General features: G+C 43.7%; 11 protein-coding genes. 4 read left to right on the top strand and 7 right to left on the bottom strand.

Annotated elements, in window-relative coordinates:
• Positions 1-56: 56 nt before the first annotated feature.
• Positions 57-467 carry a carboxymuconolactone decarboxylase family protein gene (locus tag ACQKCG_RS00315; RefSeq protein ID WP_057760859.1) on the bottom strand — a complete coding sequence of 137 codons (411 nt, stop codon included), beginning with the start codon at positions 465-467 and terminating at the stop codon, positions 57-59.
• Between the two features lie 405 nt (positions 468-872).
• On the opposite strand from ACQKCG_RS00315, the gene acnB reads away from it, so the two are divergent.
• The 3 genes from acnB (at position 873) to ACQKCG_RS00300 (ending at position 4785) form a co-directional block, all read left to right on the top strand.
• On the top strand, positions 873-3476 hold the full coding sequence (acnB, locus tag ACQKCG_RS00310; RefSeq protein WP_101206430.1) for a bifunctional aconitate hydratase 2/2-methylisocitrate dehydratase: 2604 nt from the start codon (positions 873-875) through the stop codon (positions 3474-3476).
• Positions 3477-3692: 216 nt separating this feature from the next.
• Complete coding sequence (locus tag ACQKCG_RS00305; protein WP_227522991.1) at positions 3693-4136, top strand: DUF805 domain-containing protein; 444 nt, start codon at positions 3693-3695, stop codon at positions 4134-4136.
• 208 nt (positions 4137-4344) lie between these two features.
• Positions 4345-4785 carry a PACE efflux transporter gene (locus tag ACQKCG_RS00300; RefSeq protein WP_101206431.1) on the top strand — a complete coding sequence of 147 codons (441 nt, stop codon included), beginning with the start codon at positions 4345-4347 and terminating at the stop codon, positions 4783-4785.
• 70 nt (positions 4786-4855) lie between these two features.
• Here ACQKCG_RS00300 and ACQKCG_RS00295 read toward each other — a convergent pair whose 3' ends face one another.
• Positions 4856-5653 carry an enoyl-CoA hydratase/isomerase family protein gene (locus ACQKCG_RS00295; protein WP_101206432.1) on the bottom strand — a complete coding sequence of 266 codons (798 nt, stop codon included), beginning with the start codon at positions 5651-5653 and terminating at the stop codon, positions 4856-4858.
• A gap of 339 nt (positions 5654-5992) precedes the next feature.
• On the opposite strand from ACQKCG_RS00295, the gene ACQKCG_RS00290 reads away from it, so the two are divergent.
• Positions 5993-6805: an alpha/beta fold hydrolase gene (locus ACQKCG_RS00290; protein WP_057760852.1), complete on the top strand. Its 813-nt coding sequence runs from the start codon at positions 5993-5995 to the stop codon at positions 6803-6805.
• A gap of 149 nt (positions 6806-6954) precedes the next feature.
• Here the strand turns inward: ACQKCG_RS00290 and ACQKCG_RS00285 are convergent, their stop codons facing one another.
• The 5 genes from ACQKCG_RS00285 to ACQKCG_RS00265 form a co-directional block, all read right to left on the bottom strand.
• The gene (locus tag ACQKCG_RS00285) at positions 6955-8019 is read right to left on the bottom strand and encodes an HpcH/HpaI aldolase/citrate lyase family protein (RefSeq protein WP_227522992.1); all 1065 of its coding nucleotides are present in this window, start codon (positions 8017-8019) and stop codon (positions 6955-6957) included.
• A 65-nt stretch (positions 8020-8084) separates the two neighbouring features.
• A complete protein-coding gene (locus tag ACQKCG_RS00280) occupies positions 8085-9266 on the bottom strand; it encodes a cysteine protease StiP domain-containing protein (protein WP_101206433.1) in 1182 nt (393 codons plus the stop codon).
• A 65-nt stretch (positions 9267-9331) separates the two neighbouring features.
• Complete coding sequence (locus tag ACQKCG_RS00275; RefSeq protein WP_101206434.1) at positions 9332-10162, bottom strand: HAD hydrolase family protein; 831 nt, start codon at positions 10160-10162, stop codon at positions 9332-9334.
• Between the two features lie 42 nt (positions 10163-10204).
• The gene (locus ACQKCG_RS00270; RefSeq protein WP_101206435.1) at positions 10205-11536 is read right to left on the bottom strand and encodes a phosphoribosyltransferase domain-containing protein; all 1332 of its coding nucleotides are present in this window, start codon (positions 11534-11536) and stop codon (positions 10205-10207) included.
• Positions 11537-11578: 42 nt separating this feature from the next.
• Complete coding sequence (locus tag ACQKCG_RS00265; RefSeq protein WP_101206436.1) at positions 11579-12805, bottom strand: S1 family peptidase; 1227 nt, start codon at positions 12803-12805, stop codon at positions 11579-11581.
• Positions 12806-13267: the final 462 nt, after the last annotated feature.

The following is a 13267-nucleotide window of genomic DNA, read 5'->3' as shown; positions in this document are numbered from 1 at the left end:
GTCAATTTTTAAACAATATTGTTAAGATTACTATGATTGCTCGGACGACCATAGTTTTAAATATCTATATCGATTTCCAACTCATTCAGTATATCTATGGCAGCGCGAAACGCTTCTTGAGTAGCAGGTGCACCGCAGTACGGCAAGCTGTGCATGAGCACTTCTCTAATCTCGGCGACACTGGCCCCGTTGTTAATGGCACCGCGTATATGACCTTTCAACTCATTTGGGCTTTTTTGAGCAATTAAAAAGGCAATAGTGATTAATGAGCGATACTTGCGTGGTAATACTGAGTCATCTTGCCAAGTGCTGCCCCAAGCGTGTTCAATAATCCAGTCTTGCAGCGGTTGGGTAAATCCTGTGGCCGCATCAAGCGAGCGTTTGACATGCTGCTCACCCATCACCTCAGTGCGTACCTTGAGACCATTATCATAGTTAGGATTGTTGTCCGTATTGCTATCAGTCATATCGTCGTCCTTAATATTTTTACCAAAATGTTTTTACCAAATCGACTGTTAATACATCGATATTGCTACATTTCTTTAAGCGAGATTTTATCGAAGTTGTTTCTTACAAAATCGTATATCAGTCATATGGTGTCTGCTCAGTCATAAAGCAAGCGCTTATTGATAAGCGTAATCAGACAAATGCCAGTTATAATGAGCACTACAATCATATTATTGATGGCACTATTTTTATAATAAATGTTCAATATGGCCTTACTATGCGCCTTTTCAGAGCTGAGCCATTAACATTTAAAGCGTTTTAAGCTATGATTGCACGGATAATTATTTCATATAGTATATAGACGCAGGCAGTCATGCTGACTACCCACGTAATGTGCTACACCCCAACTGACGAGGACGACTATTGTGTTAGAAGCTTATCGTAAACATGTCGAAGAACGTGCTGAGCTAGGAACTGTACCCCTACCACTAAATGAAAAACAAGTAGTAGAGTTGGTTGAACTGTTAAAGAACCCGCCTGCAGGCGAAGATGCGTTCTTGATGAACCTATTAGAAAACCGTATTCCTGCTGGTGTTGACCAAGCAGCATACGTTAAAGCGGCATTTTTGGCTGCTATCTTAAAGGGTGAAACATCATCACCACTTATCAGCAAACAAAAAGCGGTTGAAATTCTAGGTACTATGCAAGGTGGCTACAACGTTCAGCCATTAGTTGCTGCACTAGATGATAGCGAAGTTGCACAAGACGCTGCTGAAGCACTAAAGAAAACTTTGCTAGTATTTGACGCATTCAATGACGTGACTGAAAAAGCTGAAGCGGGCAACACCATTGCTAAAGAAGTTGTTCAATCTTGGGCTGACGCAGAATGGTTCTTGAATCGCCCTGAAGTACCAAAGAAAACCACTTACACGACGTTCAAAGTCACTGGCGAGACCAACACGGATGACTTATCACCTGCGCAAGACGCATGGAGCCGTCCTGATATCCCATTGCATTCACTAGCCATGCACAAAAACTCTCGCGACGGCATCAATGCTGACGAAGAGGGCGTTGTTGGCCCAATGAAGCAAATCGAAGCACTGAAAGAAAAAGGCCATCCGCTAGCCTATGTTGGTGATGTTGTTGGTACTGGTTCTAGCCGTAAGTCTGCGACCAACTCAGTATTGTGGTTGATGGGTGAAGATATCCCTAACGTGCCAAACAAACGTGGCGGCGGTCTCGTACTTGGTAACAATATCGCTCCTATCTTCTTCAACACCATGGAAGATTCTGGCGCATTGCCAATTGAAAAAGTGGCAGTTGATAACCTAAACATGGGTGATGTATTTGACATCTATCCATACGAAGGCAAAATCACTAAGCATGATTCTGACGAAGTACTATCAACGTTCTCACTAAACTCACCAACATTGCTTGATGAAGTTCGTGCTGGCGGCCGTATTCCATTGATCGTTGGTCGTGGTTTGACTAACCGTGCTCGTGAATACATGGGTCTTGGTCATTCAGACATCTTTGCTAAGCCAGAAGAGCCAGCTGATACTGGTAAAGGCTTTACGCTTGCACAGAAAATGGTTGGTAAAGCTTGTGGTCTGACAGGCGTACGTCCAGGTATGTACTGTGAGCCTAAGATGACGACTGTCGGCTCTCAGGATACCACTGGTCCGATGACGCGTGATGAGCTAAAAGACTTGGCATGTTTGGGCTTCCAAGCAGACCTAGTGATGCAGTCATTCTGTCATACTGCGGCTTATCCAAAGCCAGTTGACGTTGAGACTCAGCACACACTACCTGACTTTATCATGAACCGTGGCGGTGTAAGCTTACGTCCAGGTGATGGTATCATTCACTCATGGTTGAACCGTATGCTACTTCCAGATACCGTTGGTACTGGTGGTGACTCGCATACTCGTTTCCCAATGGGTATCTCGTTCCCAGCGGGCTCTGGCCTAGTTGCTTTCGCAGCGGCAACTGGTGTAATGCCACTTGATATGCCTGAATCTGTTCGTGTTCGTTTTGTTGGTGAGCGTCAAGCTGGTATCACTCTACGTGACCTAGTACATGCGATCCCTTACCAAGCGATCAAAGAAGGTTACTTGACGGTTGATAAGAAAGGTAAAATCAACGAGTTCAACGGCCGTATTCTTGAAATCGAAGGTCTAGAAGATTTGACCGCTGAGCAAGCGTTTGAATTGTCTGATGCCTCAGCTGAGCGTAGTGCTGCTGGTTGTACCATCACTTTATCTGAAGCGTCAGTGACTGAGTACCTAAACTCAAACATCACGCTGCTTAAGTGGATGATCTCAGAAGGCTATGGCGATGCACGTACGATCAGCCGCCGTGTTGAGCAAATGCAAGAGTGGTTGGCTAACCCAAGCCTCATGCGTGCTGACGACGATGCTGAATACGCGATCGACATCACTATCGATATGAGTGAAATCAAAGAGCCTATCCTGTGCTGCCCGAACGATCCAGATGATGCAAAAACGCTAGCAGACGTGGCTGGTGATACGATTGATGAAGTATTCATTGGTTCATGTATGACTAACATCGGTCACTTCCGTGCCGCTGGTAAATTGCTACAAGACGTACCAGCAGGTAGCCTGAAGACTCGTCTATGGATTGCACCACCTACTAAGATGGATGCACGTCAGTTGATGGAAGAAGGGTACTACAACATTTATGCACAAGCCGGCGCTCGTACTGAAATGCCAGGTTGTTCACTATGTATGGGTAACCAAGCACGTATCGCACCGAAATCTACTGCGGTATCGACCTCAACTCGTAACTTCCCGAACCGTCTAGGTCAAGGCGCTAACGTATACCTAGCTTCTGCAGAGCTTGCAGCAGTCGCAGCGGTACTTGGTAAATTGCCGACTAACGATGAGTATCAGCAGTATGCTGGTATGCTAAACAGCATGGGTGATGAAGTCTATCAATACATGAACTTCGACCGTATGGAAGACTATACTGAAGAAGCAGACAAGATTAACGTTGCTCAGTTGACCTAATCTTGAGTATATAAGCTTTTAAAATTAGAGGCTTTATACTAAAAACTTTATACATAAAAAATAACCCCGTATCGTCATGATGCGGGGTTTTTTATTAATGACTCTAAGAAAACTAGTATTCATTTACAAACTTTTATTGAGTATCTATAATCAAAGCCAATTGTTGATAATTTTCACTGACTATTTCTACTTTTCACGACTGAGATAAAAAGCCCTATGGAAAATAATATTAAGCTCGATAAAGCAACACCGCCGCCATTGCCCAGATCTACGATGGCTAACAATCATAGCGCTGAAGCAAATTATGGCATCATTGACTGGTTTAAAAAGGGCATGAGAAATTACACGAATTTTTCTGGTCGTGCGCGCCGTAAAGAATATTGGTATTTTTTTCTAGTGCAAATGGGGGTGATGATCGTTGCAATGCTGCTAGACGCAATAATATTCAGCTCAGAGACAGGTTTATTTTACATAGTAGCGGCACTTGGTTTATTTCTGCCTGGTCTTGCCGTGACTATCCGTCGCTTACATGATACTAGCCGCTCAGGATGGTGGTTTTTGATAGGGATAGTGCCACTTGTAGGCTCTATTATATTGCTGGTATTTCTAGTGAGTGATACCAAGCCTGAAACCAATAAATGGGGTCTACCGGCGAAATAGTCCGGTTAAAACAGGCGGTAATCGTTAATAAAACGGCTTACGCCTGTTTACAAATGTCCTCACTGATTTTTGAGTCTGGTTTCTGTATAATATAGGGGCAGGCGGAAACCGTGGCTCTGTACTTTATTTATCTTTTCTAATTCGGGACGGACCGATACTTTGATACGCACCTTGCTGTTTAAATACAGGTGCTTTGGAGTCTTGGTTGATGACCTTATCACCGCTTAAACGTCGCTTAATTTATGTGACCGCCTTCGAAATTATCGCGATTATCTTATCTACCCTTATATTGATGAAACTCAGTCACAGTGATGCATCAGAATCTTTACCAATCGCCGTAATGATGTCGGTAGCAGCCGTCGTTTGGAACTTCATATATAATACCGCTTTTGAAGCGTGGGAACGTCGCAGGCGCATTGTACGTCGCACATTATGGATACGCAGTGTTCATGCTTTTGGTTTTGAAGGTGGGCTGGTGTTGATCTGCTTGCCACTATATATGATTTGGTACGATGTTGGTCTAGTAAAAGCCTTGATGATGGAAGTGGCGCTACTGCTGTTTTTCTTAGTTTATACGTTTACGTTTACTCTGATTTTTGACAAGATATTTACTTTACCTCATCATTCTAAACCCGCTACCGCTTCTTAATTAAAGGCATTGACAAAAAAAGGGCTACCATATTGGCAGCCCTTTTTTGATTGTATCGTTATTTAAGTTATTATTTACCTTGATATACAGGCTTACGCTTTGCTATAAAGGCGCTAACCCCTTCGATAAAGTCATCGGTTTTTGCCATTACGGTCTGTTGCTCAACTTCCGTATCTAACGCTGCGCTCAAACCAGCGAAGGCGTGTACGTTGAAGCTCTCTTTCATAGCGGCCAATGCTTTGCCTGGCAGCTGGCTCAATCGTAGCGCCAATGCTTGTACGGTGGCTTCTAGCTCGTCAACACTTACCACGTTGTTCACTAGGTTTAAGCGCGCCATGTCTTCTGCTTTTAATTTGTCACCTAGCATTACAAGCTCAGTGGCTTTTGCTGCACCTACCAATTGGTTTAATAAGTAAATACCGCCAGCATCTGGAACTAGGCCGATATTAACAAACGCTTGTACAAACTTCGCATTGTCTGCGGCAATGCGGAAGTCACAAGTAAGCGCCAAGTTCATGCCAGCACCTGCCACAGCACCTTCTAATTTGGCAATAATCGGCTTATGGATATGACGTAATTTTAAGCTGACTTCGCCTGCACCTTCTACCATGCCTCTTAATTTGTTTGAAACAATATCCTTGTCTAATCCTTCAGACAACATCTCTTTTATATCGCCGCCGCTTGAGAAGTTACCACCAGCCCCTTGTAAAATAATCACCCGTACTTGATCATCTGCGGCCGCTTTATCTAGCGCTATCAAGACTTGGTTTTTTAAGGGTGTGCCAAAGGCATTTAAGCTTTTTGGATCGTTAAAGGTAATGGTAGCAATGTGCTCTGCAACTTGATAATCGACGAGAGACTGTGACATTTGAGACTTCCTTATTTTAAATGACGGTTTTAATATTCTGTATCAATGACAATACTTTGAGATAAAGGTAAAAATGGTTCAATGCTGATTACTATAGCAGCTTGCTATGATTATAAAAGCGTGTTTTGTGGGCGCTTAAGACACATCTACATACTGGTAAACTTTCCTATTCTATCGTAAAAGCTGATGCTAGCTAATGAGACAAAACGACTGGCTCGTAAAAAGGCTATGACCTAAGGGGCTAATGGATTATGCTAATATGCCAGGTTGAGCGTAAAAGAGTCGTAAAAGACACAAGGGTACGCTCGAACTTTTCATTGATCAAACAAGGATGTGGTTATGCCAACTATCACTGTAAATAACGCTGATATTTATTACGAAGACAGCGCACCGAATGACACACAAAAGCCCGTTATCGTATTTGCTCACGGTCTACTGTGGAGCTCACAGATGTATGATAAGCAAGTAGAGCACTTTCAAACAGACTATCGTTGTATTGCTTTCGATTTTCGCGGGCAAGGTCAGTCTCAGGTTACCAAATCTGGCTATGATATGGAGACGCTGACTGAAGATACGCTTGGCTTACTTGCAGCGCTTGGTATTGATAAATGTCATTTTGTTGGGCTATCTATGGGCGGGTTCGTGGCTCAACGTATCGCGCTTAAACGCCCTGAGCTGCTATTGTCGTTAACGCTGTTAGAAACCTCTGCTGACCCTGAAGATCCAAAAAACATCCCTCAGTATCGCAAGCTGGTGAAAGCCATTCGCTGGCTAGGTATGAAGCGTGTGAGTAACAAAGTGATGCCAATCATGTTTGGCAGTACGTTTTTGGCAGACAAGCTGCGCAAATCTGACCGTAAGCAGTGGCTAACAATGCTACAAAGCAATCGCAAAGGCGGCGTGGTCAAAGCAACAATGGGCGTGATTGAGCGTACAGGTACTTATGAGCAGCTGGGTGAGATTACAACGCCAACACTGATTGTGGTTGGTGATGAAGATGCCGCCACGCCTTATGCCAAATCTGAACGCATGCATTTTGCTATCGCTGGGTCCAAGCTTGCTATTATCAAAGGTGCCGGTCATACATCGACAGTAGAAGAGCCTGATCAAGTGAACCAAGTACTTCGTCAGTTTTTGGAAAGTTGTGCTTAATATAGATATTGTTCGAGAGCTTTGAAGCCTTATATCTATAGAAGTCCTAAGCAAATCTCTATATAAAAAAGCCGCTACCTGTATTTGATAGCGGCTTTTTGTATGGTGCAATTTGTTAAATGGCAGTCAGCCATCATCAGAGATGAAAGCTACATTCGTGAGCTGTATTGGCTATGTCCGTCATCAATGGTACCAAAGGCTTCTGCACGATTAACAATTTCAGTCGCCCAAGCACGGTGCGTCGCAGGCTCTAGCATCGTATTATTGTACTTAAACACTGCTTTGGCCTCAGAGTGAAGGATCGCTTGTGCTTCATCCAGTGTACTCAATGGCACGCAATAAGCTTGCTGTACTAGGGCGATTTGGCTTGGATGAATGACAGTTTTGCCTACCATCCCTAAGCTGACGTCTCGGTTCAGCTCTTGCATAAACAGCGTCGGCTGATCCAAGTACTCAAATACTGGCGCGGTAAGATAAAAACCATGCGGTACAAAACAGCCAAGCATTTGATAAGCCAACGTACCGATAGGCGATTCATAGACAATACTGTTCTTTGGGCGGCGTAAGCGCAGTGCTGCGAATAAGTCATTACCGCCGATACGCAATGCAAAAACTGGTTGGCTAAACGCTTCTTTAAAAGCGATGGCAAGCTCTTGATTGTGATGCGGATTGAATAGCGCTGCGGTTTCGAGCGTCGGCATAAGTAGTTGATCTACTTTTAGGTTCTGACAAGCCATGCGCCAGTTAGATAAGCTATACATATCAACTTTTGGCATAACGAAACCATCGATAAGATCGATATGGGTGTAGTCAGCCAGTTGCTGTAGCATCATCGGGCTACGTGGACGTATAAAAACCAATGGACGTGTCGGGTGCTGAGCATGAATTTTCGCCGATTTAGATGGCGCATTAATGCTATTCACATGCTCAGCCCATGTATCGAGCAGGGTGCGCAAACGCTCAAGCGCCAACTCTACATCCTGCTGACTGACCGCATCCTCTAGACAGATAATAATACTATTAATCGTCGGTAATTTATCTCGCTTGATGACTTGCCAAATATCTTGGCGAGTCGCAGGCATGTATAAGCTAGCACCGAGCTGATATGGATGGTGCGTGTGTGGTTTGACCATCGCATGACGCTCAGTGATCAGATGCGCATAAGATTGGGTATCATTGTAAAGGTCTGACTCGGTTTTTAGCATATCTGACATAATTGGCATCATAAGTAGAGAGTATAAGAGAACGAAAAAGAAAGTATTTAATACCGTTAAATGTATTAAGTGTCTTGGGAGCGCTGCTTGATAAGCGTGATGGCTTGATAAGGCAGTATTCTATCACCTAATACACTGATAGTGATATTTCGTTGCGCACATAAGTGGCGTAGCAGTACGGTATCAGGGTGCTCAGCAGTGGCGAGCAATATACGCTCTGGATCACGGCGTAATATGGCACGTGTTGCCTCGGCAATAGTCGGCTTAATACGGTTGCGATTGATAATCTTATAGTCTGCGGCCAACGTCTCTATCAACGCCGCAGTCTGGTAGCGTGGCTGCTGGTAAGTCGGTAGACGCACTGGAGTAGTAGCCAATGATCGTTTCGCGGCATCGATATGCTCGACGAATGCCAAACTGTGATCTACCTCAATTAAATCATCATAAAAGACACTGCGATGCAGGCCTGATGATGGCTCTGTATACAAGCTACGTGAAATTAATCCCGATACGGTGCTATTTAACAAACCCGATGGGATCAACCAGTCTTCTTCACTTGCCGCGAGCCAAGCAACGCCAGCCGGATCGGCAAGAGTCAGTAACGGAATGACGTCAGCGCCTTGATGGAAAATGTTGGCAAAATTAACATGAGTAGAATCGCTAAACGTCTCTAGACTGCGAGCCAACTCTTGATATATGGCACCTTTACCTGTCCAGCCATCGACGAATACGACTGGACTGTTTGGATAAGCCTCTAGTAGCATTTGCAGGGCCACTGGATCAAGACCACGATCGCGAATGATACTGATGCCATAATGTACACTTGGCAAGCGATAGCTACTGTCTGTATCCGACAGCGCACGCTGCAATAACACACCAATTGGCAGACCAGCTCGCACCAAACTGACCAAAACCAGTGGATGCTCATCACTCACGTCCTGCTGGAACAGCTGATGTAGCGTATGAGACAAATGAGCGATATCAGTCGCGGTCCTTGTTGACCCTTGCTCTAACGCCTGTATGTATAGCTGCTCATGCATTGCAGTAGGTGCTTGCTCTAAGGTCAGCATGTCAGAGTAATGGCGTTGTCCGCTTTGGATAAGTGCTTCTTTTTGACTGACGGGCACATCGGCAACCGCGTCCTTATCTACCATATCGAGTAGGACAGTGACATCGCTTGCAAGATAGCTGCCTGAGCCATAGTTTTTTAAATCGGCTCTTTTTATCTGTATATTAGGTAAAGTCATAGTATGAATAGTAGCACTCTTGATGATAACAGTGGATTTGCGTGGCTGCAGTTTAAACTCGTGGTTTAGCCTGACAATTTAGACTGGTATTGCTCATGCAATTGGCCATGATTGGGCATACCGTACCAGTCCAATAACTGTAAGAAAGGCAGGTCAGCTAAGCTATCACCAAAACCAAAACTGGGACGCTGATGGTCTAAATGATGCTCTAATAAAAACTGTACCGCATGACGCTTATGAACCGCATGGGGCAATATCGCTAGGTTATTGGCATTCACATGAACATAGAAATCTTGATCAAAATCACGTATCAGAGTGGGCAGTTTCTCAGCTAAATCTACGAGCGCTTGATGATCTTTCTGCGCATGTTTGACAGCCAGATAAATGGTTAGCTCTTCATCAACAGAACCATTGTTAAAGCTATCGATATGCGGTGTGAATACTAAATGACTTTGCTCGCTTTGACTATGACTGGCAAATAATTCGCTTAACTTATTAAGCTTATTTTGCAATGGCGCGAGCTTACTATACATATGCTGCTGCCAACTGCTTAGCAGCGCTCCATCAGACGTTAAAATAATCGCCCCATGAGTTAATACTTGCCAACTATCAAAGGGCAGCTTAACGCGTTTGATTTCACTACGATCCCGTGCCGTCACTACAATTAATTCAGTGCTAGCAAGTAACCAATTAAAAAAGGTTGCTTGGCGCTGGCTCATAAAGCTCAAAGGCTCGTCTTGCTTATTGACTGTTGCACATACCAAAGATTCAGGCTCAGTAGTGAGCAAATCCCAAGCGTCGATTTTGCGCTGGGTTTGGAATAACGTATCATCCAAATCCATCAAGGCATAAGGCTTAATAATGTCTGGGCTAGCTTTAAAAAATGAGGTAGTCATGGTGTCGTCCGTAAATAATAGGTTTGAAAGTTAGAGAGCAATTTAAAGACTAGGGCTCACCACCAGCACGTTATCCAAACCTCGCCACATAGCATCCACACTATCAGCTGATGTTTCTACACACAACACTATCAAATCCCAATCACTAGGCTCAACGTTATAAGCAAAATTGGTCATACCAAGCCCGTAATTGTCGCTAAAGCTTAGCATCGTAGTAATCGCTCCACCAAGCGCAATCGGTGAGCGGGTTAAAGCGCTAAAATTAACCATGGACGCTGTATCGTCGTTGAGTTTGTCTGACTCTGTTTCAAGCCATTGAGCCAATAAAAATGGCAACCAAACAAACTCATTGCTACCCAATACTAAGATTCTTTTTGGTAGCTGAGTAACATCAAAGTTTTCTTGGCCATCGAAGCGCGTAAATGCAGTCTGAAAACTTGAAAGATAGTTAGCAAAACCCTCTGTACTGTCTAGCGTTGGAAAACGCCCCCAGTTGCCCGTATCACCGAGCGCCTGACTACCAGCGGCAGTAGTATCAACCGATGGCATCGTGATGGGTTCAGGATTGGGTGCATCTGTCCATTGCCAGGCACCAGACAATAAATGATGGCGATGAAACTCAATACTAGCGAGACGATCGGCCATACGTGCAGGCTTAGCATCTGACTGTGGGTGAGGTTTTTCTTGATCTAATGACCAGTCGACCAATGTTGTTAGATGCACTTGCTCTAACTGGTTCAATCCTGCTTCACGTAGGGCCGTGACGACATTCACACAGGTATTACCCGTTGAGGCTTCATCATCGACCATAATTAGTGTTTTACTGGCCAGTAGCTGCGCTTGAGTAACGCTATCTTTGCTCTGATAAATCAAATGCTGGCTGGCATGGCTGTGATCTTCACAAAACGTCGTCAGTAAAGAGTCGGTATCATTGGCATCACTACCATTTGCATTGTTACTCTCATCGTGCTGTGCATGACGCGTAGAGTTCAATAGCAGAGCTTGAGGATAGCGCGTTTGTAGCGCTTGATGGACACCAGCAGATAGACCAACAGCGGTCTCTGCCATACCAATGACTAGCACTGGTTCGGCCAAGTCACTAGGCACTAAATCAGCCAAATCAGTAAATGCGTTTCGCATAGTGCTTGGCGCAACGGGAATATGACGACCTAGCACTTTTGAGACAAACAGAAACGCCCGTTTTGGATTAATACGCTGTGCAAATCCTAGCAAATCTTCTAATTGATAACGGTCGCGTTGTTCTACGCCATTTTTATTAGTGACTGATTTATTAGTGGCTGAATTGGTTTGGTAAGTCAGATCTAGCGTACCACGGGGTAGGGTGATGGTCGTACTGTGTTGCTCATTTAACATTCATATTCCTTGGCGCTTTTATTTGTATGTCGTCGTAGATTTTTAACCCTGACAGCCAACTAGCCATAAGGCACTGCGACTTTGCTTGCTTAGCTGAGGTGTTGTAAGAGGCGTAGAACTGGTCAAATCAGTCGTGTTCTCCAAACTGATGCCAGCGCTCGCCAGTAGGGCAGATAATAACTGAAATTTCACCGCATAGTTCATATTTTGTGCATGTTCATGAACCAGACTTGATGTGACCATACCGACTACCTCTCCAGTCAGCAATAATAAAGGACTACCACTAGATCCAGGCTGAATGGGTGCGGTGAACTGTATATGACGGATATCGTTATTTAAACCTGTCAATCCTGATATACAGCCTTGAGTGACTTGCAGTTGGCTACTCAGTCCTGATAACGGAAACCCCAGTGTGGTAATGGTCTCACCCAATATATCAACACATTGCTGCGCCAATGGGAGGTAGCTAGGCAAAGGGTCGCTAACTTTAATAATAGCTGAATCGCTTCCGATATCGCTGAATACGACTTGTGCCTCGCGATCAGGCTGACCTTGCTGACGTATGCCAACCATTGCTGCTGACTCAATCACATGATAGCAGGTCAGCAGATGATAGGGATCAATAGCAAACGCTGTTCCTGTCCAAGTCTCGCCTGCTTGTACATGACGGGGAGGGCGAGCTTCGTTGTTTGGTTGAGTACGCTGCTGCTGTTGCGCTTCTTGAATAAGTGTATGTGTGCTAGGTGGACGAATATCCAGACTAACCTGTACATGATGTTCAAGGCTCGCTAAGCCTTGGGTTGATGCCTCGCCAAGCGCACGACATTTGAAATGTCTATTACGTTGATATATTTCTAATATAATCGCCGCTTTGACATGCCGCTCGTTCGTTGTGAAGTTATAGCGAATATCCCCGTTGTTGAGCGTGAGGCTTACGTCATTTAACTCTACCGCTGGCAAGTTTAGGCTTGGATCATGATAAACATAAGCAATCAGTTGTAAGAAACTAACATTATTTTTATCAAATAACTGGGGTAAATCTAACTGCCATGTACTTGGATTATCCTTGCTATCGAGCTGAGCCCAGTCTTTAGACTCATGTAAATAAGCAGGACTACAAACTGCTTTACGATTGGCATCTAATGGCAACCACAATAGTCCAAGCTGCTGTCCAAACTCTAATGATTTAGTAGTAGAAAATGCGATCGAACACTTTGTATTTTCGATAACCGTATTGGCTCCTAGCACTAATTCGACTTGCTTCAACATCACATTTCCTTAGTTTATTTGCGTGATTATAATTATTTTTATTGTTTAATGATTTTATCCTTGAGACTAAAGTCTGACTATACAAAGGTTTTTGATTTTATTTCGAACCTACCATTCTACAAAGAGAAAACATTAATAGATGTTTTAATATACAGTTAAGATTAATTGCATAATAGATATATCAAGATATATAGGTTTAAATAGTTTTGGAATTCCTTTTAATAATTAATTACTTTTAGAAAATAATGATGGGGTTTTATAGTCTAGCCATTTGTCGGCTAATGGAGCCACTTATCGGACAAAGCCATATAGTGTATTGCTACAAAACAGGATTCCGGTGATAATACAATCAAAATCTATTGCTATTTAGTAACTCTACTGTGACCAAATGTTATCTGTAAAGTTTAAAAATAGGATCTGATTCAAAACTATTAATTCTAATCTTATTTTCAAGCTTGTTAC

Origin of the sequence: Psychrobacter sp. NPDC078929 (assembly GCF_050267985.1) — a bacterium.
Classification (GTDB): domain Bacteria; phylum Pseudomonadota; class Gammaproteobacteria; order Pseudomonadales; family Moraxellaceae; genus Psychrobacter.
Note: the sequence above shows the minus strand (reverse complement) of the source record. Positions and strands in the feature narration are given on the sequence as shown.